Here is a 22,186-nt window from a genome sequence, read left to right on the forward strand (position 1 = left end):
ACGCGTGAGGAGCGACATGGCCAAGCGGAAGAGGCTGACCACCGGTGTCGAGTGGGTGCAGCTCGAGACGACGCCCGCCGACTGGAAGGCGGCCGACCCGGCCCTGCTGGGCACGATGCTCGGTCAGCTCCACCTCATCCGGGCGTTCGAGGAGGCGGTCCTCGACCTCGCCGGCGCCGGCCTCGTGCACGGCCCCGCGCACTCCAGCATCGGCCAGGAGGGCGGAGCAGTCGGCTCGATCGTCGGCATGCGGTCGACGGATGCCGTGAACGGCTCGCACCGCGGACACCACCAGTTCCTCGCCAAGACCCTGACCCACGTGTCGAACGGAGTGCTCGATCCGAGCGCCCTCGTCACCCCCGACGTGCAGACCCTGCTGGACCGCACGCTGTCCGAGATCCTCGGCTTGGCGTCGGGCTTCTCGGGCGGTCGCGGCGGCTCGATGCACCTGCAGTGGCTCGAGGCGGGGGCCCTCGGCACGAACGCCATCGTGGGCGGAGGTGCGCCGCTCGCCACCGGTCACGCGTGGGCGCAGAAGCACGCCGGCACCACCGACGTCTCGGTCAACTACTTCGGCGACGGCTCGAGCCAGATCGGGTCGGTGCTCGAGTCGATGAACCTCGCCTCGACCTGGAAGCTCCCGGTCGCCTTCTTCATCGAGAACAACCTCTACGCCGTCTCGACGCGCGCCGACGAGGCCAGCGCCGACACCCGCTTCTCGGTGCGCGGGCAGGGCTTCTCGATCCCCGCCTGGCGCGTCGACGGAATGGATCCCCTCGCCGTGCACCTGGCCATGGGCGAGGCGTTCGAGCGCATGCGCTCCGGTGAGGGTCCCGCGGTCGTCGAGGCCGAGGTGTACCGCTTCTTCCACCAGAACGGCCCGTACCCGGGGAGCGCCTTCGGCTACCGCACCAAAGACGAAGAGGGGCAGTGGCGCGCGCGCGATCCGCTGGAGCGGGTCGCGAGCGAGATGCGACGCCTCGGGCAGATCGACGAGGCCGAGGCGGCCGCCGTCCGCGAGCAGGCGGTCACCGCCGTCGCGCAGTCGGTCGCCGCGATCGTCGAGGCCGACCCCGATCGCCCCGGTCGCCGCCGCATCCGCCCCGAACTCTGGCCCGATCCCGCCGTGGTCGACACGGGCATCCGCGGCGACGCCTCCGAACTGGCCGACCTCACGGCGACCGAGCCGAGCGAGTGGTCGGGGCCGTGGCGCGAGGCCAAGTTCGTCGAGGCCGTCGCCCAGACGATGGACCGGCGGATGCAGACCGACCCGCGCATCATCGTGCTCGGCGAAGACGTGCACCGCCTCGGCGGCGGCACCAACGGGGCGACGAAGGGACTCGCCGAGAAGTACGGCCCCGATCGCGTGATCGGAACGCCCATCAGCGAGAACGGGTTCTTCGGCGCCGCCGGCGGCATCGCGATGGACGGCCGCTTCCGGCCGGTCGTGGAGTTCATGTACCCCGACTTCATGTGGGTGGCAGCCGATCAGGTGTTCAACCAGGTCGGCAAGGCGCGCCACATGTTCGGTGACAACAACACCATGCCTCTCGTTCTGCGCACCAAGGTCGCGATGGGGTCGGGCTACGGCTCGCAGCACCTCATGGACCCCGCGGGCATCTTCGCCACGCAGGCCGGGTGGCGCATCGTCGCGGCCTCGACCGCCGCGGACTACGTGGGACTCATGAACGCCGCGCTCGCCCTCGAAGATCCGGTGCTCGTCATCGAGCACGTCGACCTGTACGGCACGCCCGACCGCGTGCCCGACACCGACCTCGACTACATCATTCCGCCCGGAAGCGCGGCCGTCCGCCGCGAGGGAGAAGACGTGACGGTGCTGACCTACCTGTCGATGGTGGGACACACCCTCGAGGCGGTCGAGCAGACGGGGGTGGATGCCGAGGCGATCGACCTGCGCTGGCTCGACCGCGCGTCGCTGGACTGGGAGACGATCGGCGAGAGCATCCGCAAGACCAATGCCGTCCTCATCGTCGAGCAGGGCTCGCGCGGTCCGTCGTACGGCGGGTGGCTCTCGGACGAGATCCAACGGCGCTTCTTCGACTGGTTGGACCAGCCCGTCGAACGCGTCACCGGAGGCGAGGCGAGCCCCAGCATCTCGCGGGTGCTCGAGAGGGCGGCCATCGCCCGCACCGAAGAGGTCGCCGCGGGTCTGGAACGCGTGCGCGCGGCAGGGGGGATGAACTGATGGCCATCGTCGTCCGCATGCCCGAGATCGCCACGGGGGCCGCCGAGGCCGCCATCCAGAGCTGGCTCGTCGAGGTCGGGAACCCCGTCCGCGCGGGTCAGGCGCTCGTCGAGATCGAGACCGAGAAGGCCGTCGTCGACTACGAGGCTGAGCGCTCCGGCGTGCTCGCCGGCATCCTGCTCGCGGCGGGGGAGGCCGCGGCCGTCGGCGTGCCGATCGCCGTGCTCGCCGAGGAGGGCGAGAGCGTCGATGCCGCGCTCGCCGCCGTCGGCGGCTCCTCCGCGACGGATGCTGTTCCCGCCGACGACCAGAGCGAGGAGACGGATGCCGCCGCCGCGGCCCCCCGCGTGCCCGCCGTGCCCGCCCGCGGTGCCGACGAGGTCATCGCCGCCGCGCCCGAGGAAGCGGCATCCGCCCCCTCCGCTCCCGCGACGCCCCCGACCGCTCCCGCCCCCCACGCGGCTCCGGTCGCAGCCCCCGCGGGGGAGGAGCAGCGACTCTTCGCCTCGCCTCTCGTGCGGCGTCTCGCCGGCGAACGGGGCATCGACCTGCGCGACGTGCCCGGCTCCGGCCCGCGCGGCCGCATCGTGCGCCGTGACCTCGACGCGTACGTCCCTCCCGCCGCCGCGGGGGTCGACGAAGCGGCCCCGAGCGCGTCCGTTCCCGTCGCCGCGCCCGCCGGAAACCCCGCGGAGAGCGCAGACCCCGCCGGCGCCGCCTACGAGGACGTGCCCCACACCGGCATGCGCCGCGCGATCGCCCGACGTCTCACGGAGTCGAAAGCGACGGTCCCGCATTTCTACCTGCAGGCCGACTGCCGGGTGGACGAGTTGCTCGCCCTCCGCGCCCGCATCAACGACGGACGCAGCTCGCGCATCTCGGTGAACGATCTCGTGGTGAAGGCCGTCGCGGGAGCCCTCCGCGACGTGCCGGAGGCGAACGCGATCTGGACCGACGACGCCACGCGCCGCTTCACCTCGGCCGACATCGCCGTCGCGGTGTCGGTGCCGGGCGGGCTGTCGACGCCGGTGGTCCGGGGCGCCGATCGCCTCTCGGTGTCGGAACTCGCCGCCACCGTGCGCGACCTCGCCGAGCGGGCGCGCGCCGGCACGCTCAAGCAGCGCGAGATCGAGGGCGGGTCGTTCTCGGTGTCGAACCTCGGGATGTACGGCACTACCGCGTTCTCGGCGATCATCAACCCGCCGCACGCGGGGATCCTGGCCGTCGGCGCGGCGACGAAGCGTCCCGTCGTCGACGACGACGGCGAGCTGGCGGTGGCGACGGTCATGTCGGTCACCCTGTCGGCGGACCACCGCGTTCTCGACGGGGAGCTCGCCGCCCGCTGGCTCGCGGCGTTCGTCGCCCGCATCGAGAACCCGCTGCAGATCCTGCTCTGAGGCCCCGCGCCGAGGATTCTCCTCCGAAAGCGCGCCGAACACCCCGGGTCGCGTTGCCCGCACGGTGAGATCACGGCACGCTGGGTCGAGGACGAGGTCTCGTCCCTTGGACTCACGAAAGGAACGCCCATGCCCCGCATCGCCGTCATCGGAGGCACCGGCTACGCCGGCAGCAACATCGTGGCCGAGGCCGTGCGCCGTGGTCACACGGTCGTCTCGGTCGCGCGCACGGTTCCCGCTGAGCGCGTCGAGGGCGCCACCTACATCGAGGGCACCGTGCTCGACGTCCCCGGCCTGGTGGCGGAGCTCGAGGGCGTCGATGTGGTCGTCTCGGCCGTCGCCCCGCGCGGCGACATGGAGGGCAAACTGCGTCCCGCGGTCGCCGAGCTCGTCGCGGCCCTGCCGGAGAACGTGCGCATCGGGGTCGTCGGAGGGGCGGGCGGATCGCTCGTCGCCGAGGGCGGGCCGCGCCTGATCGACACCGACGGCTTCGCCGAGGAGTACAAGCCCGAGGCGCGCGAGGCCATCGGCATCCTCGAAGACCTCGAGGCCGACGACACCGGACGCGACTGGTTCTACGTGCACCCCGCGGGCGGCTTCGGCGCCTGGGCTCCGGGCGAGCGTACCGGCTCGTACCGTGACGGCGGCGCCGTGCTCGTCACCGACGACGAGGGCAACTCCTTCATCGGCGGCGCGGACTTCGCCGTTGCCGTCGTCGACGAGATCGAGAACCCGAAGCACTCGCGCGAGCGTTTCACCGTCGGGTACTGACCCGCGGAACATCGAGGCCGCGGCATCCGGATCAGCTTCCGGATGCCGCGGCCTCGGTCGTTCTGCGGTGCGTGGTCCGTCAGACCAGGTCTCGCCAATCGACCAGGTCGGTGTCGGTGGTCGGCACCTCGCCCGTCGACGGGGCGTCGGCGTCCGACACCGTCGGGATCGACAGCGTGTCGGTGGGAGGCCCCATCACGGTGGCCTCGTCGCGGCGGTGACGCAGCACGTCGTCGATGTACGAGCTGACCACCTCGGCCAGCGGCACCGACCGGCCCCGCGCCTGCGACATGTACCAGCGGTGCTCGAGTACCTGGTGGAACACCTCGGCGGGCTCCAGCTTGGCGCGCAGGTCCCAGGGGATGGCCATGACGATCGGCTCGAACACGCGGGTGAGCCACTCGTGCGCGACCATCTCCTCGTCGGCGCCGAGACGCGAGACGCGGGCGCGGAACTCGTCGAGGTCGTTCAGCAGACGACGAGCCTGGTTCTCTTCGACGTCGAGTCCGGTGAGCCGCAGCAGACGACGCTGGTGGTGACCGGCATCCACCACCTTCGGCTGGATCGACACCCGGGTGCCATCGCTCGCGGTGCGGATCGACATCTCGCCGATGTCGAAGCCGAGGGCGTTCAGACGGTGCACGCGCTCGGTGATGCGCCACGACTCGTCGACGCCGAAGGACTCCTTGTCGGTGAGCGCGCCCCACAGCGAGTGGTAGGACGACACGAGGCCGTCGGCGACCGCGACCGCGTCGACCCCGCCCTCGAGGCGTCCGCCGGCTTCGAGGTCCATGATCTCGCCCGCGATGTTGATGCGCGCGATGTCGAGGTCGTGGGCGCGCTGGCCGGGGGTCAGTCGGTTGCCGTGCAGCTCGCCCGTCTCGGCGTCGACGAGGTAGGCCGCGAACTCGCCCGCGTCACGGCGGAAGAGCGTGTTCGACAGCGAGACGTCGCCCCAGTAGAAGCCGACGTTGTGCAGACGCACGAGCAGCACCGCGAGGGCGTCGACGAGACGCGTGGCGGTGTGGGGGCGCAGCACCTGGGTGAACAGGGCGCGGTAGGGGAGCGAGAAGCGCAGGTGCGCCGTCACGAGCGCCGCGGGAAGCGGGCGACCCGAGGCGTCGGTGCGCCCGGCGATGACGGCGACGCGGTCGACGCACGGGGCGGCGAGGCGATCGAGGTTGCCGAGCATGTCGTACTCGCGACGGGCCATCTCCTCGGTCGTCTCTTTGATCGCGACGACCCGCCCCGAGAGGTTGGCGAAGCGCACGAGGTGACGCGAGATGCCCTTCGGCAGGGCGACGATGTGGCTGCTGGGCCAGTCGGCGAGACCGGTCGACCAGGGGAGTTGCAGAAGCCCCGGGTCGACGGTGCTGGCGGTGATGCTGAGCGATTCGGACACGGATGCCTCCGGGAAATGAGGCGGCGCGCCCCCGCCCGAGAAGATCGGGATCGGGGACGCGCCGCGTCGGTGCGTGGGTCAGGCCGAAGCGATGGCCCGGTCGGTCAGGCGCTCGCCCGACTCGAGGTCGAATACGTGGATGTGTCCGGGGACCGGGGCCAGCACGACCGTCTCGCCCGCGTTGGGGTGACGGCGACCGTCGACGCGCGCGACCAGGTCGGTGCGCTTGCCGTTGATTTCGGTGTGGCCGTAGAGGTAGCCGTCGGCGCCGAGCTCCTCGACGAGGTCGACGACGACCGTGAGGCCGCGGCCGTCGGCCGGGGCGACCTGGATGTCTTCGGGGCGCACGCCGATGGTGACCTCGGAGCCGTTGGCCTTGCCGATGGTGTCGGCCTCGATGGGAACGACCAGGTTGCCGAACTGCACGCCGCCCTCGGCCAGGTCGGCCGTGAACAGGTTCATCGCGGGCGAGCCGATGAAGCCGGCCACGAAGACGTTCTTGGGGGTCTCGTACAGGTCGCGCGGGGTGCCGACCTGCTGGAGCAGGCCGTCCTTGAGCACGGCGATGCGGTCGCCCATGGTGAGCGCCTCGGTCTGGTCGTGGGTGACGTAGACCGTGGTGACGCCGAGGCGACGCTGCAGCGACGCGATCTGGGTGCGCGTCTGCACGCGGAGCTTGGCGTCGAGGTTCGACAGCGGCTCGTCCATGAGGAAGACCTGGGGCTGACGGACGATGGCGCGGCCCATGGCGACGCGCTGACGCTGACCACCCGAGAGGGCCTTGGGCTTGCGGGTCAGGTACTGCTCGAGGTCGAGCAGTTTGGCGGCCTCGAGCACGCGGGCGGCGCGCTCTTCCTTGCCGACGCCGGCGATCTTGAGCGCGAAGCCCATGTTCTCGGCCACGGTCATGTGCGGGTACAGCGCGTAGTTCTGGAAGACCATCGCGATGTCGCGGTCCTTGGGCGGGACGTCGGTGACGTCGCGGTCGCCGATGAGGATGCGGCCGGAGTTGACCTCTTCGAGGCCGGCGAGCATGCGCAGCGACGTGGACTTGCCGCAGCCGGAGGGGCCGACGAGAACGAGGAACTCGCCGTCTGCGACGTCGAGGTTGAGCTTGTCGACCGCGGGGCGGGTTCCGCCCGGGTACAGACGGGTTGCGTTGTCGAAGGTGACGGACGCCATGTTTTCTTCTCCTTCACCGGCAGGTACGTGCCGGACGATCCGTAGTGAATGGAATGAACGGGGGCGACCCCGTGCGCCCGACGTTGGACGCAGGGTCAGTATCGCACGTGTCTGGTCATTTCTCAGCCAGCCTGGCTACCATCGATGGGCGGTCGCCCCACCCGCGCGGCCCCCCTGATTTCGTGCGGCGTCGTCCGCGCCCGGAAGGTTTCATGTCCCACGACCAGTCCCCGAACGTGCCCGCCGAACGCGATCGTCGCGAGGCGGTGCGCGAGAAGGCGCAGCAGGTCAAGGCGAAGCAGACGCGGTGGCGCATCGCCCGTCGCTCGCTGATCGGCATCGGCGCCGTCGCGGTCATCGCCGTCGGCGCGGTCGGAGTCTCGCTGGCCCTCAACTCGCGCGAGGCGCGGTCGCAGGCCCTCCCCGATGCGGCGAACGAAGACGGCTTCGTCGTCACGAGCGCCTCGGCGGTCGAAGACCCCCTCGCCGACCAGACCGTCGACGGCAGCGCCGCGAGCATGTCGGCGCAGGCCGCGCCCACCGCCGAGCCCTCCGCGGCGGCGACCCCCGAGCCCACCGGCACCGCCGCCCCCGTCGACATCCGCGTGTACGTCGACTACATGTCGACCGAGGCGCGCGAGTTCCAGACGGCCAACGCCGGGCAGCTGTCGAAGTGGGTCACCGACAAGGCCGCGACGCTGACGTACTACCCGGTCGCGATGCTCACCTCGAAGTCGAACGGCACCAAGTACAGCCTGCGCGCCGCCGGCGCCGCCGCGTGCGTGGCCACGCACTCGTCGGACCGCTTCTTCGCCTTCAACCACGAGCTGCTCACCAATCAGCCCGCGGTCGACTCCGACGGCTACAGCGACCAGCAGCTGGCCGACATGGCGCAGGGCGCGGGCGTGAGCGACATCGCCACGGTGCGCGAGTGCATCGAAGACGAGACCTACACCGCGTGGGCCAAGGCGGCGACCGACCGTGCCATCAAAGGCCTGCCCGGAACCGACGGCCAGGCGCTGACCGCCACGCCCACCGTGCTGGTGAACGGCACCGAGTACGTCGGAAACATGGACGACCCCAAGGAGTTCGCGCAGTTCGTGCTCACGGTCGACAGCAACGCGTACTACTCGACGGCGACGCCGACTCCGTCTGCGACTCCCTCGGCGACGCCGTCTGCGACCCCGGCGGGCTGAACGATCCGCTCCGAAGGCGGTTTCATGTGGGATTCTGGTCACATGAACGATGAGCTCGAGGACTCCCCGCCGCGGCGGTCCCGTGATCAGCTGAATGCGTGGGTGGCGGAGTTCCGCGAGCAGGGTCATTTGTTCGCGGGTCAGCTCAAGGTCGTCGAGCAAGAAGACGCCGACAGCCAGGACACCGGTCTCGTGGTGATGAACCTGATGAACGCCAAGGCGTCGATCTACATGCAGCCGACGGGCTACGACGAGCCCCTCTGGGAGGCGACGCTCACCTCGCGTCCCGACGATCTGACGCTGACCCCGCACGAGATGGCGAGCCTCGCCGCCGAACTCGTGGTCGCGGGCAACCTGTGCTCGTTCCTGCAGTGGAAGTCGCTCGAGTGGGACCGCGAGAGCGGGACGCACCGCTCCTGACCCGTCAGGAACGGCGCGTCCGCCGTTCTAGACTCGTCGATCGAGATGCTCTGCGTCTCACGCCGGCTTGGCGCAATTGGTAGCGCACCGTACTTGTAATACGGGGGTTGCAGGTTCAAGTCCTGTAGCCGGCACCTCTCTCCAGACGTCCGTCCCGGATGCCGCGGGCTCAGGCGCGTCCGCGCCCGCCTACGACGCGTGCCGAGCCGTCCACTCCCGGAACGGCGCCGTCGCGTCGTCGACCGCGACCTGCTCGCTCTCGAGTGCGCGCTCCGACACGGGCTTCGCATACTCGTCGTAGAAGGTGGCGAGCGTCATCAGACGGTTGCCGTCCTCGTAGTGCTCGCCCTCTTCTTCGCGGGTGACGGCGAAGAAGAGCCGGTCCGGCTGCGCGTAGTAGACGGCCCCCAGGCACATGGGGCAGGGGTAGGCCGTGACGTACATGTCGTGGCCCGAGAGGTCGCTGATCCCCTTCTCGGCGGCGGCGCGGATGGCGCGGATCTCGGCGTGCGCCGTCGGGTCGCCCTCCTGGGCGACGTGGTTGACGGCTTCGACGACGATCTCGCCGTCCTTGACGATGAGGCACGCGAACGGCTTGCCGCCGGCGTCGACGTTCTCCTTCGCGCGCGAGATGGTCAGTGCCGAGAGTTGCTGGTGGTTCATGGCTCGACGCTAGGCGAGCGCCTCCGGTGCGGACCGGGGTGTGCCGTCGGGCCGGTTCGTGCTACCGCGTCACGAGAACGTCCGTGCGAGCGCGACGAGGAAGAGGAACCCCGACGACACCGTCACGAGGCCGGCCAGAAGGGCGCCCGCGATGCCCGCCCAGCGCAGCGGACCCGGCCGCGTACCCGCCTCCCAGGCGAACATCAACGCCGCGACGCCGACCACCAGCATCACCAGGGCGCCGAGCAGGCCGGCGGGGGCCCACACGGCGGTCGAGAGCGCGACGACACCGGCCACGAACGCGAGCACGTGCCGCGGGTGGCCCGGAGGGGGTTCGTCGGATCCCACGCGAATCCGTCAGCGCAGGCGCACGCGCAGCCATCGCACGCCGTGCGGGGCGAGCGTGAGACCCGCCCCGAGCCACACGGGGTGCACCGCGACCAGATCGAGCGCCTCGGGCGCGAGCCCCGACAGCGTGACGGCGTCGATCTCGGCGGGGGAGTCGGCGACGTTCGCCAGCACCAGCACCGCGAAGCCGACGTCGCCCGGGCGCAGGAAGGCGACGACGGATGCCACGTGCGTGTCGAACGCGACGAGCTCGTTGCCCGCGAATTCCGGCGTCGACCGGCGCACCTCGGTCAACCGCGTGAGACGCGAGTACACGCGTCCGGCCGCGGTGTCGGCATCCGTCCGCTCGGCGTACCTCTCGGCGGGGCGGTGCGGTCGGTGCACCCAGCGGCTGTCGCCGGCCTCTTCCGCGCGCTCGGCGTAGGAGTAGTCGTTGAGCTGTGCGACCTCGTCCCCGAGGTAGAGCAGCGGGATCCCGCCCGTCGACAGGGCGAGCGCGTGCGCGAGGATCACGCGGTCCTCGCCCCCCGCGTCGCCGGCCTCGATCCCCGCGAGCGAGGCCGTGGTGCCGGTCACCCGGGCGTCGCCGGTGCGCGGGTTCTCCTGGAACGGCACGCCGCGGGCGAAGGAGCCCTCGGCCCGGCCCACGTAGAAGTCGTTGAGGAAGCGGCGATGCGGGTACCCGTCGATGCCGAGCTCGGCGGCATCCTCGTCGGCGAAGGTCCAGCCGATGTCGTCGTGACTGCGCACGTAGTTGACCCACGCGGTGCCCTCCGGCAGGTCGTGGCGGCGTTCGAGCGCCTGCTGCAGCAGGCGGCCGTCACGGGTGGCGAGCGCCTCCCAGGTCAGCGCCATCTGCAGCGGGTTGTACGAGATCTGGCATTCGTCGGGCGAGATGTACGACACCACCTCGTCGGGGTGCACGATCGCCTCGGATTTGAACAACATGCCCGGGGCGGCCATGCGCAGCACCGCGTTGAACGCCTGCAGCAGCAGGTGCGCCTCGGGGAGGGACTCGCAGGGGGTGCCGAGCTGCTTCCAGATGAAGGCCACGGCATCCATCCGCAGGATCTCCACGCCCTGGTTGGCGAGGAAGAGCATCTCGCCCGCCATCGCCTCGAAGACGGCGGGGTTGGCGTAGTTGAGATCCCACTGGAAGTGGTAGAACGTCGCCCAGATCCAGCGGCCGTCGTCGAGCTGTACGAACGAGCCGGGGTGGTCGTCGGGGAAGATCTCGCGGGTCGTCCGCTCGTACGCGTCGGGCATCTCGCGGTCGGGGAAGATCAGGTAGAAGTCCTCGTACCCCGCCTCGCCCGCGATGGCCTTCTGCGCCCACTCGTGCTCGTTGCTGGTGTGGTTGAAGATGAAGTCGACGACGAGCGAGATGCCCGCGCGGCGCAGGTCGGCCGCCAGTTCGGCGAGCTCCTCCATGGTGCCGAGCTTCGGATTCACGCGTCGGTAGCTCGACACCGCATAGCCGCCGTCGCTGTTGCCCTCGGGGCTATCGAACAGCGGCATGAGGTGCAGGTACGTGAGGCCGAGTTCACGGAAGTACGGAATGGAATCCCGGATGCCGCTGAGCCCGCCCGCGTAGCGATCGACGTAGCAGACCCCTCCGAGCATGCGCTCGCTCTCGAACCAGTCGGGGTCGCTCGCACGTTCGCGATCGAGCGCCTTGAGCGCGCGGGGCCGCGAGACCCACGAGCGTCGCGCCAGATCGACGACCGACGCGAGGCGCTCGAGCCCGTCGGGGCGGTCGCCGTACAGGCGCACGAAGAGTTCGTGCAGGCGCGGGAGGTGCAGTTCGGCGCCCGCGAGGAACTCGCGTTCGGCCTGCGCGTCGGTGAGGGAGGAGAGGATCCGCGCGACGTCGTGGGATCCGGAGTGCAGCTGTGTCACGAGCAAAGCCTGACGCATGATCGGCCCTGCGGGCGACACCGCCGCGGATCGATGGGCGCCGAGGCGGCTCTGCGGGGCCCGCCCCGGCCCGTACGATCGACGATGGCTCCCGAGCGGGAGCGCGGAGGGAGAGCGGTGTCGGAGCGCGGATCGGTCGGCATCGCCGTCGCCGGAGCGGTGCTCATCGGCGCCCTCACGGCCCTGCAGGCGCGCATCAACGGTTCGCTCGGCGCCGAGGTCGGCGACGGCATCGTCGCGGCGGCGATCTCGTTCAGCTCGGGCCTGGTCATCCTCATCGCCCTGTCGCTGATCGTGCCGGAAGGGCGCCGCGGTTTCGGGCGACTGGTCGCCGGCATCCGGTCGCGTTCCGTGCCGCCGTGGATGCTGCTCGGCGGGCTCGCGGGGGCGTTCACCGTCGCCAGCCAGGGCCTCACGGTCGCCACCATCGGCGTCGCCCTGTTCACGGTCGGCTTCGTCGCCGGTCAGACCACGGGCGGTCTCGTGCTCGATCGCGTCGGCTTCGGCCCGGCCGGTGTCGTGCCGGTGACCGTGCGCCGCGTGGTCGGCGCCGTGCTCGCGATCGCCGGCGTCGTGGTGTGCCTGTCGGGAGACGCCCTCGGCGGCGTGCCGCTGTGGATGCTGATCGTCCCCGCGGTCGCCGGTGCCGGCGTCGCCTGGCAGCAGGGGACGAACGGCCGCCTGCGCGTGCGCGTGGAGAGCCCGCTGACGGCGACCCTGGTGAACTTCATCGGCGGAACGGTCGTGCTGGTGATCGCCGCCCTCGTCCACGTCAGCGTCGTCGGGGCGCCGCGCGCGATCCCCACCGCGCCGTGGCTCTACGTGGGAGGGGCGGTCGGGGTCGTCTACATCTTCTTGTCGGCGGTGGTCGTGCGCCGCACCGGCGTGCTGCTGCTCGGACTCGGATCCGTCGTCGGCCTGCTGTCGACCTCGGTGCTGCTCGACGCCCTCTGGCCCGCGCCCGCCGCCCCCTCGACCCCGGTCGCCCTGCTCGCGGCGGTCGTCGCGATCGCGGGTGTCGTGGTGGCGGCCGTGCCGTGGCGGCGGCGTCGACGCACCTGATCGGTCCCGGCGCACACGACGACGCCGCCGGCCGGAGCCGACGGCGTCGTGGGGATCACCTCAGAGGCGGGTCTCGTCGAGCGTTCGACGCCTCTTGCCTCCGGGCATGCGCGAGAGGTGCTTCGCGGCATCCACCGTCTTGCGGCGCACGGGGCGCGAGCGCTGCGGCTTGCCCCCGACGTAGAGCCACCCCAGCAGCACCTCGCCCTTGGCGAGACCGTGCGCTTTGGCGAGCACCTTGCTGCGGGTGTTGTCGTCGGTGCGCCAGAACACGCCGAAGCCCGCCTCGTCGAGCACGAGGCTCAGCATGTGGGCGACTCCGGATGCCACGGCCTCCTGCTCCCACGCGGGGATCTTCTTCGAGCTGAGATCGGCGACGACCGCGATGATCAGCGGGGCGCGGCGGGGCTTCGACGAGAGCCCCTTCTTGCCGTCGGCCTTGTTGAGCGCGCGCGCGAGCACGTCGCGGTCGGTTCCCCGGATCTCGATGAGGCGCCAGGGCCGCAGGGTCTTGTGGTCGGCGACGCGACCTGCCGCGGCGACGAACGCCTCGAGCTCGGGTCCGGTCGGGGCGAGGTCGGTGACTTTCGACCACGACCGGCGGTCGCGCATGGCTTCGAGCGCGCTCATGCTCCGTCAGCGGGGGTGTCGGTGGGGGAGTCGGCGGGGGTGAAGTTCAGCGAGAGCGAGTTCATGCAGTAGCGGTCGCCGGTGGGCGTGCCGAACCCGTCGGGGAAGACGTGGCCCAGGTGCGAGCCGCAGTTCGCGCAGCGGACCTCGGTGCGCTGCATGCCGTGGCTGTTGTCGTCGATGAGCTCGACGGCCTCGGGGCGCACCGACTCGTAGAAGCTCGGCCATCCGCAGTGCGAGTCGAACTTGGTGCCGCTCTGGAACAGCTCGTTGCCGCACGCGGCACAGGTGTAGAAACCGGCGCGGCTCTCGTCGAGCAGCTCACCGGTCCAGGCGCGCTCGGTGCCCGCCTGGCGCAGCACGGCGTACTGCTCGGGGCTGAGCTCGGCGCGCCACTGGTCGTCGGACTTGTCGACGGCGTAGGTCATGGGGTTCTCTCCTTCGTCTCCTCCATTCTCCCCTGGGCGCGGGCGATCGGGTCGAGCTGGGATGATCGGGGAGTGGATCCGGATGCCGTGACGACGACCGTCGCCCGCTACGGGCGCTTCGCGCGAGACGAGGCCCCCGGCCGCTCGGCGGTCTACGAGGCGTGGGCGCAGCGGGTCGTCGACGACCCCGCGGTCGCGTCCGCTCTGGCGCGGATCCCCGAGACGCGCCGGCAACCGCCGCTCGTCTTCGCGGTACTGCGTCTTCTCGGAGCGCCCCTCGACGACGTCGACGCGTGGGCGCGGTGGGTCGTCGCGAACGCCGACGAGGTGGCGGCCGAATGCGCGCGGCGCAGCGTGCAGACGAACGAGCCGCTGCGGTGCGCTGCTCTGCTCCCCGCGCTCTCGCTCATCGACGGCCCGATCGCGTTGCTGGAGGTGGGGGCGAGCGCGGGTCTGTGCCTCTACCCCGACCGCTACGCGTACCGCTACCGCCGGGGTTCCGAGACGATCGCCCTGGATCCGACCGATGGTGCGGGCACCGTCACGCTCGAGAGCGAGCTGACGGGCTCGCCCGACCTACGGATGCCGCAGATCGTGTGGCGCGCGGGCATCGACCTGAACCCCCTCGACGCGCGCGACGACGGCGACCGCGCCTGGCTGACCGGCCTCGTGTGGCCGGGGGAGGAGGGGCGTCGAGAGCGCATCGTGGGAGCGCTGGACGTCGCCGCGGCCGACCCGCCCCTGCTCGTCGCCGGCGACGGGGCCGCGGCGCTGCCCGCGCTCGCCGCTCGGGCTCCGCGCGATGCCACGCTCGTCGTGACGACGCCCGGGGTGCTCGCCCACGTTCCGCGAGCCCATCGCGGGGAGGTGATCGCCGCGGCCCGCGCCGCCGGGCGGTGGATCACCCTCGACGACCCCGGGCTTCACGATGCCTGGTCGCAGCCCCCGCGTGTCACCCGCGGCGGCTTCGCCCTCGCCCTCGACGGCGACGTCGTCGCGGAGGTCGATCCGCTCGGGGCGTGGGTGGCGTGGCATCCGGGATCGCAGGGCGCCCCGCAGTAACGTCGAGGCGTGCCTCTGACCGACCGTGATCTCGCGTTCCTCGCCTTCGAGGGTGAGTGGAGACGCCACGCGGGTGCGAAGGAGGAGGCGATCCGCGCGGAATTCGACCTGACGCCCGCGCGGTACTACCAACTGCTCGGTCGTCTCATCGACACCCCCGAGGCTCTCGCCCACGACCCGATGCTGGTGCGTCGTCTGCGCCGCCGTCGCGATGAGGCCGCGGACCGCCACCGGGCACGCCTCGGGCGTACCGCGTCTCGCTGAGAAGACCCGAAAACTCCGACCGGTAGCATCGTCGAATGGCCAGATCGACCTTCCCGCGGGATCGCTTCGACGACCTGCCGGACGCCTCCGGCCGCGTCGGGGCGCACCGCGCCGAGAGTCCGCGTTCGCGCGGCTGGATCGTGTTCCTGTGGGCGGCCATCGCCACCCTCGTGCTGATCATCGCGGGCGTCTTCGCCACGCTCGTCCTGTCGGGACGCCTGTCGTTCGGCGACGCCGACGCCCCCGCGCCCGTCATCTCCGCCGAGCCCACCACGCCGTCGGTGATCGACACCTCGTACACGGTCGTCGTGCTCAACGGCACCCCGCAGGACGGTCTGGCCGCGTCGCTGCGCGAGCAGATCGTCGCCGCCGGATGGTCGGGCGACGACGTCGAGACGGGCAACTCCGACACCACCGACTTCGCCACCACCACCGTCTACTACAAGGGCGAGGCCGACGCCGCCGCGGCGGAGGGGCTCGCCCAGACCATCGGCGGAGCGCAGACCGCCCAGAGCGACTTCCTGCAGCCGGCCGACGACCCCGGCACCCCCGACGACGAGAGCGCGGTCAAGCGTCTCATCGTCGTGATCGGCCTCGACCGGGCCGGCGGCGCCACGCCCGCACCCACGGGCTGATCGCTGCGAGCGAGCCCCCGCGAGCCGCGTGTTTCCGCGGCGTAACAACTTGGGGGCACGCGCGTCAACAATGCCCGCGAACCCCCTCGCGGCGGTAGCCGGCGTGCTTACGATGACCTCGTCGTACAGCAACAGGAGATTCGCATGACCCAGGGCACTGTCAAATGGTTCAACGCCGAGAAGGGCTTCGGCTTCATCACCGTCGCTGACGGGCAGGACGTCTTCGTCCATTACTCGAGCATCGAGATGTCGGGCTTCCGCGTCCTCGAGGAGGGACAGGCCGTCGAATTCACCGTCGGCAACGGGCAGAAGGGCCCGCAGGCGGAGTCCGTGCGCCTGGCCTGACCGCTGCATCGAACGCCGTGGCATCCGCACTCCGGATGCCACGGCGTTCGTCGTTCCACGGGGGTCCGGTGGCTTGCACTCCCCAGGGGCGAGTGCCAGAATGAATTAGCACTCGCATTCGTCGAGTGCCAAATCTGGAAGTCACCCGTCCGGGAGGGACGACACACTTATGGCAAAGATCATCGCTTTCGACGAAGAGGCCCGACGCGGTCTCGAGCGCGGCCTCAACACGCTGGCCGACGCCGTCAAGGTGACCCTGGGCCCCCGCGGTCGCAACGTCGTGCTCGAGAAGAAGTGGGGCGCCCCCACGATCACGAACGACGGCGTCTCGATCGCCAAGGAGATCGAGCTCGACGACCCGTACGAGAAGATCGGCGCCGAGCTGGTCAAGGAGGTCGCCAAGAAGACCGACGACGTCGCGGGTGACGGCACCACCACCGCCACCGTTCTCGCCCAGGCGCTCGTGCGCGAGGGCCTGCGCAACGTCGCGGCCGGCGCCGACCCCATCTCGCTCAAGAAGGGCATCGAGAAGGCCGTCAAGGCCGTCACCGACGAGCTGCTCGCCTCCGCCAAGGAGGTCGAGTCCAAGGAGCAGATCGCCGCCACCGCGTCGATCTCCGCCGCCGACCCCGCGATCGGCGAGCTCATCGCCGAGGCCATCGACAAGGTGGGCAAGGAAGGCGTCGTCACCGTCGAGGAGTCGAACACCTTCGGCACCGAGCTCGAGCTCACCGAGGGCATGCGCTTCGACAAGGGGTACATCAACCCCTACTTCGTCACCGACCCCGAGCGTCAGGAAGCGGTCTTCGAAGACCCGTACATCCTGATCGCGAACCAGAAGATCTCCAACATCAAGGACCTTCTGCCGATCGTCGACAAGGTGATCCAGGAGGGCAAGGAGCTCCTCATCATCGCCGAGGACGTCGAGGGCGAAGCCCTCGCGACGCTCGTGCTCAACAAGATCCGCGGCATCTTCAAGTCGGTCGCCGTCAAGGCTCCCGGCTTCGGCGACCGTCGCAAGGCGCAGCTGCAGGACATCGCGATCCTCACCGGCGGCCAGGTCATCACCGAAGAGGTGGGCCTCAAGCTCGAGAACGCGACCGTCGACCTGCTCGGCCGTGCCCGCAAGGTCATCATCACCAAGGACGAGACCACGATCGTCGAGGGTGCCGGTGAGTCGGAGCTGATCGAGGGTCGCGTGACCCAGATCCGCCGCGAGATCGAGAACACCGACAGCGACTACGACCGCGAGAAGCTCCAGGAGCGCCTCGCGAAGCTCGCCGGTGGCGTCGCCGTCATCAAGGCCGGAGCCGCGACCGAGGTCGAGCTCAAGGAGCGCAAGCACCGCATCGAAGACGCCGTGCGCAACGCCAAGGCCGCTGTGGAAGAGGGGGTCGTCGCCGGTGGTGGCGTCGCGCTCATCCAGGCCGGCAAGAACGCTCTCGGCAACCTGAACCTCGTCGGTGACGAGGCCACGGGTGCCAACATCGTTCGCGTCGCCATCGAGGCCCCGCTCAAGCAGATCGCGCTCAACGCCGGTCTCGAGCCCGGTGTCGTGGCGAACAAGGTCGCCGAGCTCCCCGTGGGCCACGGCCTCAACGCCGCGACCGGTGAGTACGGTGACCTGTTCGCACAGGGCATCATCGACCCGGCCAAGGTGACCCGCTCGGCGCTTCAGAACGCCGCGTCGATCGCAGGTCTGTTCCTCACGACCGAGGTCGTCGTCGCCGACAAGCCCGAGAAGGCCGCCGCTCCCGCGGGCGACCCGACCGGTGGCATGGACTTCTGATCCACGCTGACGCCTGAGAACGCCCCCTCCTCCGGGAGGGGGCGTTCTTCGTTGCCGGGCCGGATCCGCCGGGAGTCGACCGGGCATGGAGGCCACCGACCTCGTGCCGTGGGCCGACGGAGAAGTCCGCTCCCTGGCTGCGGTTCACCCGGAGCTCGGCTCGCCAGGTATCGGGGCGCTGCGGATCTGCTCAGCCGGACCTGGCGCTGAGAGCGCGTCGGGAGTCAGGCGTCGGGATCGGGCCGGTAGTCCTCGGGGAGACGCTCGAGGGGCTGCGTCTCGATCAGCGCGTGCTCCTCGACGTCGCGTCGGTCGGCGAGGGGGAGCGAGACGCGGAAGGTCGCACCCCCGCCGGGGGTGTCGACGACCTCGACCGTGCCGTGCAGCAGGTCGACGATCGACGCGACGATCGACAGGCCGAGCCCCGAGCCTCCGGTCTCGCGCGTGCGCGAGGTGTCGGCGCGCCAGAAGCGCTGGAAGATCTGCTCGCGGATCTGCTCGGGAACGCCCTCGCCGTGATCGATGATCTCGATCCACCCCATGTCGCTCTCGGCATCCACCCCCACACGCAGGCCGATGGGGGAGTCGTCGGCGGTGAACCGGCGGGCATTGCCGAGGAGGTTCGCGACCACCTGGCGCACCTTGTTCTCGTCGCCCAGCACGATGGGGGCCAGACGCGGGGTCGCGCGCAGCAGACCCGCACCGGGCGCGGCCGCGGGGGTCTCTCCCGTGTTCGTCGCCGGGTCGGACGCGTCCTTGGACCGGCGGCGGAGGCGCGAGAGCGTCGCGCCCGCGATCGCCATCGCCGAGGTCGGGGGCGCCGCGCGGCGACGGCTGGCCGCGGTCGAGGGGCGACCGCCGGCATCGAGCAGCGGATCGAGGGTGATGGTCGGCAGCACCAGCTCGCCTCGAGAGGTCGTGTCGTCGACCGTCACCTCGCGCTGCGGAGAGGTGACGCGCAGGTCGAGGGCGGCGTCGCGCGCGATGGGGCGCAGATCGAGCTCGGTGATGGAGACGTCGCGACGCTCGTCGAGGCGGGCGAGGGCCAGCAGGTCTTCCACGAGGGCGCCCATGCGGATCGCCTCCTTCTCGATGCGCTCCATCGACTGGGCCACGTCTTCGTCGGAGCGGATCGCCCCCATGCGGTACAGCTCGGCGTAGCCGCGCATGGTGACCAGCGGCGTGCGCAGTTCGTGACTGGCGTCGCCGATGAACCGGCGCATCTGGCGGACCGTCGCGTCGCGCTGGCCGATGGCGCCGTCGATGCGGGCGAGCATCGCGTTGATCGCGGTCTTGAGTCGACCCACCTCGGTGTCGGGCACGATGTCGGTGAGGCGCTGGCTGAAGTCACCGGCGGCGATGTCCATCGCGGTCGTCTCGACCTGGCGCAGGTTGCGGAACGCGAGGGTGACCAGCAGACGCGTCAGCAACGCGGTCGCGATGAGGATGAGCAGGGCGACGAACGCGTAGATGCCCAGGTAGGCCGCCACGATCCGATCGGTCGGCGCGAGGGGCTGGATCACCATCTGCGTGTAGACGCCGGGATTGCCCTGCGGCTGCAGCACCCCGACGCGCGCGAGGAAGTGCTGCCCCGAGGTGGGGTCTTCGAGCTCGATGCGTTTGTCGATCTGCAGGTAGGTCTGCTCGAGCGTGAAGGTCTGCGGGATGTCGGGCAGCGACGTCGACGCGGTCCCGTTGTAGAAGGCCTCGCGCTGGCCGTCGGGGCCGTAAACGACGACCATCGAACCGATCTGCGGGGCGTTGTCGACCTGCGAGAACACCGTCTGCCCGTCGACCGACGCCGTGGTGAAGATGCTGTTGGCGATGCTTCCCGCCGCCTGTTGCGCGAGCTGCTCGTCGAGGTTGTTCACCAGGGTCGTGCGCAGGAACACCATCGTGCCGATGCCCGCGGTGAACAGACCGATGGCGAGGAGCGCGACGGTGACGCCGGTGACCTTGGTGCGCAGACTCAGGCCGCGCCACCAGCGCGTGAGGGAATCGTCGGAGTGCGACAGGGGGCGATGCCTTCCGCTCAGGCGGTCTTGCCCGACTTCAGCATGTAGCCGAAGCCGCGCTTGGTCTGGATGAGCGGCTCCGAGGAGTGCGGATCGATCTTGCGACGCAGGTACGAGATGTAGCTCTCGACGATGCCCGCGTCGCCGTTGAAGTCGTACTCCCACACGTGGTCGAGGATCTGCGCCTTCGACAGCACGCGGTTGGGGTTCAGCATGAGGTAGCGCAGCAGCTTGAACTCGGTGGGGCTCAGGTCGATCGAGACGTCGCCGACGCTGACGTCGTGCGTGTCCTGGTCCATCGTCAGCTCACCCGTGCGGATGATCGACTCCTCGTCGGCCTGCATCGTGCGGCGCAGGATCGCCTGGATGCGGGCGACGATCTCGTCGAGGCTGAACGGCTTGGTGACGTAGTCGTCGCCTCCCGCGTTCAGGCCCATGATCTTGTCTTCCGTCTCGTCCTTGGCGGTGAGGAAGAGGATCGGCGCGGTGTAGCCGGCGCCCCGGAGCCGCTTGGTGACGCTGAAGCCGTTCATGTCGGGCAGCATCACGTCGAGCACGATGAGGTCGGGTTCTTCTTCGAGCACGGCCGAGATCGTCTGCGCGCCGTTGGCCACGGCTCGCACCTGGAAACCGGCGAAGCGCAGGCTCGTGATGAGCAGGTCGCGGATGTTCGGTTCGTCGTCGACGACGAGGATGCGAGGAGCTGTCATGCCCTCATTATCGTGATCCCACCCAGCAAAGTGCTGGATATGGCTCGGAAAGCCGCACCCTGGTATGTCTCAGGCGGCTGCGGCGTCGATTCCGTCGGCGTCGAGGATCGTGTACGCGTATCCCTGCTCGGCGAGGAAGCGCTGGCGGTTCTGCGCGAAATCCTGGTCGACCGTGTCGCGGGCGATGAGCGTGTAGAAGCTCGCGGTGTGGTTCGACTGCTTGGGGCGCAGCAGTCGACCGAGGCGCTGCGCCTCTTCTTGACGCGAGCCGAACGACCCCGACACCTGGATGGCGACGGAGGCCTCGGGCAGGTCGACCGAGAAGTTCGCGACCTTCGAGACCACCAGCAGCGGGATGCTGCCGTCGCGGAAGCCCTGGAACAGCTCCTCGCGCTCGGGGATCGGGGTCGCGCCGGTGATCTGCGGAGCACCGAGGGCCTGCGCCAGCTCGTCGATCTGATCGAGGTACTGACCGATCACGAGCACACGCTCACCCGGATGCCGCTGCACGAGCCGACGCGCGACCTCGATCTTCGCGGGTGCCGTGGCGGCGAGGCGATAGCGGTCCTCGTCGGCGGCGGCGGCGTATTCGAGCCGTTCGTCGGCGGGGAGGTCGATGCGCACCTCGTAGCAGGCGGCGGGGGAGATGAAGCCCTGGGCCTCGATCTCCTTCCACGGCGCGTCGAACCGCTTGGGGCCGATGAGGCTGAACACGTCGCCTTCGCGACCGTCTTCGCGCACGAGCGTCGCGGTGAGGCCGAGCCGTCGGCGCGCCTGCAGGTCGGCGGTGAGCTTGAACACCGGTGCGGGCAGCAGGTGCACCTCGTCGTACAGGACGAGGCCCCAGTCGAGCGCATCGAGCAGCGCGAGGTGGGCGTACTTTCCGCCGCGCTTGGCGGTGAGGATCTGGTAGGTCGCGATGGTGACCGGCTTGATCTCCTTGACCTGGCCGGAGTACTCGCCGATCTCCTCGGGCGTCAGACTGGTGCGCCGCAGCAACTCGTCGCGCCACTGGCGCGCGCTGACGGTGTTGGTCACCAGGATCAGCGTGGTCGTGCGCGTGTCGGCCATGGCCCCGGCGCCCACGAGCGTCTTGCCCGCGCCGCAGGGGAGCACGACGACGCCGGACCCGCCCTCGGAGAACGACTCGACCGCCTGGCGTTGGTAGGGGCGCAGGCTCCAGCCGTCTTCGGCGAGATCGATCGGGTGGGGCGTGCCAGGGGTGTAGCCCGCGAGGTCTTCGGCGGGCCAGCCGATCTTGAGCAGTTCCTGCTTGATGTGACCGCGCGCCCAAGCGTCGACGAGGAAGGTGTCGGGGCTGGGGTGCCCGATCAGCAGAGGAGCGATGCGCTTGTTGCGCGAGACCTCGCTGAGCACCGCGGCATCCGTCGACCGGAGCACGAGCGCACCCTCGTCGTTGCGTTCGATCACGAGGCGGCCGTACCTGTTGACGGTCTCGCGGATGTCGGTGCTGACCGAGGCGGGCACCGGGAAGCGCGACCAGGTGTCGAGGGTCGCGAGCATCGCGTCGGCGTCGTGGCCGGCGGCGCGGGCGTTCCACAGCCCCAGGCGCGTGATGCGGTAGGTGTGGATGTGCTCGGGCGCGCGTTCGAGTTCGGCGAACACCGCCAGCTCGTGCCGCGCCGTTTCCGCCTGAGGGTGAGCCACCTCGAGGAGCACGGTGCGGTCGCTTTGCACGATGAGGGGACCGTCAGCCATAACGTTCGATCCTACCGGGGTCGGG

Annotated in this window: 21 protein-coding genes and 1 tRNA gene; 12 read left to right on the forward strand and 10 right to left on the reverse strand. The window is 70.4% G+C overall.

Features of this window, described 5'->3' with window-relative positions; all coding sequences use genetic code 11:
- The first annotated feature begins 16 nt into the window (after nucleotides 1–16).
- From FS769_RS12400 to FS769_RS12410, 3 genes are all read left to right on the forward strand, one after another.
- A complete protein-coding gene (locus tag FS769_RS12400) occupies nucleotides 17–2,206 on the forward strand; it encodes a thiamine pyrophosphate-dependent enzyme (protein ID WP_144833877.1) in 2,190 nt (729 codons plus the stop codon).
- On the forward strand, nucleotides 2,206–3,603 hold the full coding sequence (locus FS769_RS12405) for a 2-oxo acid dehydrogenase subunit E2 (protein WP_144833879.1): 1,398 nt from the start codon (nucleotides 2,206–2,208) through the stop codon (nucleotides 3,601–3,603). The genes FS769_RS12400 and FS769_RS12405 overlap by 1 nt, the downstream gene beginning before the upstream one ends.
- Nucleotides 3,604–3,732: 129 nt before the next feature.
- Nucleotides 3,733–4,374, forward strand: a complete 642-nt coding sequence (locus FS769_RS12410) for an NAD(P)-dependent oxidoreductase (protein WP_144833881.1) — start codon at nucleotides 3,733–3,735, stop codon at nucleotides 4,372–4,374.
- A 79-nt stretch (nucleotides 4,375–4,453) separates the two neighbouring features.
- On the opposite strand, the gene FS769_RS12415 is transcribed toward FS769_RS12410, so the two are convergent.
- Both FS769_RS12415 and FS769_RS12420 read right to left on the reverse strand, forming a co-directional pair.
- Nucleotides 4,454–5,776, reverse strand: coding sequence for a DUF4032 domain-containing protein (locus tag FS769_RS12415; protein ID WP_144833883.1), 1,323 nt, complete (start codon nucleotides 5,774–5,776; stop codon nucleotides 4,454–4,456).
- Between the two features lie 78 nt (nucleotides 5,777–5,854).
- Nucleotides 5,855–6,958: an ABC transporter ATP-binding protein gene (locus FS769_RS12420; RefSeq protein ID WP_144833896.1), complete on the reverse strand. Its 1,104-nt coding sequence runs from the start codon at nucleotides 6,956–6,958 to the stop codon at nucleotides 5,855–5,857.
- A 212-nt stretch (nucleotides 6,959–7,170) separates the two neighbouring features.
- Between FS769_RS12420 and FS769_RS12425 the strand changes: the two genes are divergently transcribed.
- The 3 genes from FS769_RS12425 to FS769_RS12435 all read left to right on the forward strand — a co-directional run bounded on the left by FS769_RS12425 (nucleotide 7,171) and on the right by FS769_RS12435 (nucleotide 8,708).
- A complete protein-coding gene (locus FS769_RS12425) occupies nucleotides 7,171–8,154 on the forward strand; it encodes a thioredoxin domain-containing protein (RefSeq protein WP_144833898.1) in 984 nt (327 codons plus the stop codon).
- A gap of 42 nt (nucleotides 8,155–8,196) precedes the next feature.
- Nucleotides 8,197–8,574: a hypothetical protein gene (locus FS769_RS12430; RefSeq protein ID WP_144833900.1), complete on the forward strand. Its 378-nt coding sequence runs from the start codon at nucleotides 8,197–8,199 to the stop codon at nucleotides 8,572–8,574.
- 61 nt (nucleotides 8,575–8,635) lie between these two features.
- Nucleotides 8,636–8,708 (forward strand) — tRNA-Thr (locus FS769_RS12435).
- 55 nt (nucleotides 8,709–8,763) lie between these two features.
- On the opposite strand, the gene FS769_RS12440 is transcribed toward FS769_RS12435, so the two are convergent.
- The 3 genes from FS769_RS12440 to FS769_RS12450 form a co-directional block, all read right to left on the reverse strand.
- Nucleotides 8,764–9,237, reverse strand: a complete 474-nt coding sequence (locus FS769_RS12440) for a nucleoside deaminase (protein ID WP_144833902.1) — start codon at nucleotides 9,235–9,237, stop codon at nucleotides 8,764–8,766.
- A gap of 69 nt (nucleotides 9,238–9,306) precedes the next feature.
- A complete protein-coding gene (locus tag FS769_RS12445) occupies nucleotides 9,307–9,585 on the reverse strand; it encodes a hypothetical protein (RefSeq protein ID WP_144833904.1) in 279 nt (92 codons plus the stop codon).
- A 9-nt stretch (nucleotides 9,586–9,594) separates the two neighbouring features.
- Complete coding sequence (locus FS769_RS12450) at nucleotides 9,595–11,502, reverse strand: amylosucrase (protein ID WP_144833906.1); 1,908 nt, start codon at nucleotides 11,500–11,502, stop codon at nucleotides 9,595–9,597.
- Between the two features lie 84 nt (nucleotides 11,503–11,586).
- On the opposite strand from FS769_RS12450, the gene FS769_RS12455 reads away from it, so the two are divergent.
- A complete protein-coding gene (locus FS769_RS12455; protein WP_144833908.1) occupies nucleotides 11,587–12,564 on the forward strand; it encodes a DMT family transporter in 978 nt (325 codons plus the stop codon).
- Between the two features lie 60 nt (nucleotides 12,565–12,624).
- On the opposite strand, the gene FS769_RS12460 is transcribed toward FS769_RS12455, so the two are convergent.
- Together FS769_RS12460 and msrB are read right to left on the reverse strand one after the other, a co-directional pair.
- Entirely contained in the window at nucleotides 12,625–13,194 is a 570-nt protein-coding gene (locus tag FS769_RS12460) for a nitroreductase family protein (protein WP_260979758.1), read from the reverse strand.
- Nucleotides 13,191–13,622, reverse strand: a complete 432-nt coding sequence (gene msrB / locus FS769_RS12465; RefSeq protein ID WP_144833910.1) for a peptide-methionine (R)-S-oxide reductase MsrB — start codon at nucleotides 13,620–13,622, stop codon at nucleotides 13,191–13,193. Before msrB ends, FS769_RS12460 begins: the two co-directional genes overlap by 4 nt.
- 72 nt (nucleotides 13,623–13,694) lie before the next feature.
- On the opposite strand from msrB, the gene FS769_RS12470 reads away from it, so the two are divergent.
- The 5 genes from FS769_RS12470 (at nucleotide 13,695) to groL (ending at nucleotide 17,717) form a co-directional block, all read left to right on the forward strand.
- On the forward strand, nucleotides 13,695–14,684 hold the full coding sequence (locus FS769_RS12470; RefSeq protein WP_144833912.1) for a DUF2332 domain-containing protein: 990 nt from the start codon (nucleotides 13,695–13,697) through the stop codon (nucleotides 14,682–14,684).
- 9 nt (nucleotides 14,685–14,693) lie between these two features.
- Nucleotides 14,694–14,948 carry a DUF3263 domain-containing protein gene (locus tag FS769_RS12475; RefSeq protein WP_144833914.1) on the forward strand — a complete coding sequence of 85 codons (255 nt, stop codon included), beginning with the start codon at nucleotides 14,694–14,696 and terminating at the stop codon, nucleotides 14,946–14,948.
- 35 nt (nucleotides 14,949–14,983) lie between these two features.
- On the forward strand, nucleotides 14,984–15,583 hold the full coding sequence (locus tag FS769_RS12480) for a LytR C-terminal domain-containing protein (protein ID WP_144833916.1): 600 nt from the start codon (nucleotides 14,984–14,986) through the stop codon (nucleotides 15,581–15,583).
- 144 nt (nucleotides 15,584–15,727) lie between these two features.
- A complete protein-coding gene (locus FS769_RS12485; RefSeq protein WP_144833918.1) occupies nucleotides 15,728–15,928 on the forward strand; it encodes a cold-shock protein in 201 nt (66 codons plus the stop codon).
- Between the two features lie 169 nt (nucleotides 15,929–16,097).
- Nucleotides 16,098–17,717, forward strand: coding sequence for a chaperonin GroEL (gene groL / locus FS769_RS12490; protein WP_144833920.1), 1,620 nt, complete (start codon nucleotides 16,098–16,100; stop codon nucleotides 17,715–17,717).
- Nucleotides 17,718–17,941: 224 nt separating this feature from the next.
- On the opposite strand, the gene FS769_RS12495 is transcribed toward groL, so the two are convergent.
- The 3 genes from FS769_RS12495 to FS769_RS12505 form a co-directional block, all read right to left on the reverse strand.
- The gene (locus FS769_RS12495; protein WP_186325539.1) at nucleotides 17,942–19,612 is read right to left on the reverse strand and encodes a cell wall metabolism sensor histidine kinase WalK; all 1,671 of its coding nucleotides are present in this window, start codon (nucleotides 19,610–19,612) and stop codon (nucleotides 17,942–17,944) included.
- A gap of 137 nt (nucleotides 19,613–19,749) precedes the next feature.
- Nucleotides 19,750–20,442: a response regulator transcription factor gene (locus tag FS769_RS12500; RefSeq protein ID WP_055838218.1), complete on the reverse strand. Its 693-nt coding sequence runs from the start codon at nucleotides 20,440–20,442 to the stop codon at nucleotides 19,750–19,752.
- Between the two features lie 69 nt (nucleotides 20,443–20,511).
- A complete protein-coding gene (locus tag FS769_RS12505) occupies nucleotides 20,512–22,161 on the reverse strand; it encodes a DNA repair helicase XPB (RefSeq protein ID WP_144833922.1) in 1,650 nt (549 codons plus the stop codon).
- Between the last annotated feature and the right edge of the window lie 25 nt (nucleotides 22,162–22,186).

This window comes from Microbacterium sp. BH-3-3-3, assembly GCF_007679045.1.
In the GTDB taxonomy this organism is placed as follows: domain Bacteria; phylum Actinomycetota; class Actinomycetes; order Actinomycetales; family Microbacteriaceae; genus Microbacterium; species Microbacterium algihabitans.

Bases quoted from the DNA above. Each gene is read 5' to 3' on its own strand.
- FS769_RS12400 (WP_144833877.1), top strand. From the start codon at position 17: ATGGCCAAGCGGAAGAGGCTGACCACCGGTGTCGAGTGGGTGCAGCTC.
- FS769_RS12430 (WP_144833900.1), top strand. From the start codon at position 8,197: ATGAACGATGAGCTCGAGGACTCCCCGCCGCGGCGGTCCCGTGATCAG.
- FS769_RS12460 (WP_260979758.1), bottom strand. From the start codon at position 13,194: ATGAGCGCGCTCGAAGCCATGCGCGACCGCCGGTCGTGGTCGAAAGTC.
- groL (WP_144833920.1), top strand. From the start codon at position 16,098: ATGGCAAAGATCATCGCTTTCGACGAAGAGGCCCGACGCGGTCTCGAG.
- msrB (WP_144833910.1), bottom strand. From the start codon at position 13,622: ATGACCTACGCCGTCGACAAGTCCGACGACCAGTGGCGCGCCGAGCTC.
- FS769_RS12455 (WP_144833908.1), top strand. From the start codon at position 11,587: ATGGCTCCCGAGCGGGAGCGCGGAGGGAGAGCGGTGTCGGAGCGCGGA.
- FS769_RS12440 (WP_144833902.1), bottom strand. From the start codon at position 9,237: ATGAACCACCAGCAACTCTCGGCACTGACCATCTCGCGCGCGAAGGAG.
- FS769_RS12410 (WP_144833881.1), top strand. From the start codon at position 3,733: ATGCCCCGCATCGCCGTCATCGGAGGCACCGGCTACGCCGGCAGCAAC.
- FS769_RS12480 (WP_144833916.1), top strand. From the start codon at position 14,984: ATGGCCAGATCGACCTTCCCGCGGGATCGCTTCGACGACCTGCCGGAC.
- FS769_RS12420 (WP_144833896.1), bottom strand. From the start codon at position 6,958: ATGGCGTCCGTCACCTTCGACAACGCAACCCGTCTGTACCCGGGCGGA.
- FS769_RS12405 (WP_144833879.1), top strand. From the start codon at position 2,206: ATGGCCATCGTCGTCCGCATGCCCGAGATCGCCACGGGGGCCGCCGAG.
- FS769_RS12500 (WP_055838218.1), bottom strand. From the start codon at position 20,442: ATGACAGCTCCTCGCATCCTCGTCGTCGACGACGAACCGAACATCCGC.
- FS769_RS12505 (WP_144833922.1), bottom strand. From the start codon at position 22,161: ATGGCTGACGGTCCCCTCATCGTGCAAAGCGACCGCACCGTGCTCCTC.
- FS769_RS12485 (WP_144833918.1), top strand. From the start codon at position 15,728: ATGACCCAGGGCACTGTCAAATGGTTCAACGCCGAGAAGGGCTTCGGC.
- FS769_RS12425 (WP_144833898.1), top strand. From the start codon at position 7,171: ATGTCCCACGACCAGTCCCCGAACGTGCCCGCCGAACGCGATCGTCGC.
- FS769_RS12450 (WP_144833906.1), bottom strand. From the start codon at position 11,502: ATGCGTCAGGCTTTGCTCGTGACACAGCTGCACTCCGGATCCCACGAC.
- FS769_RS12495 (WP_186325539.1), bottom strand. From the start codon at position 19,612: ATGGTGTTCCTGCGCACGACCCTGGTGAACAACCTCGACGAGCAGCTC.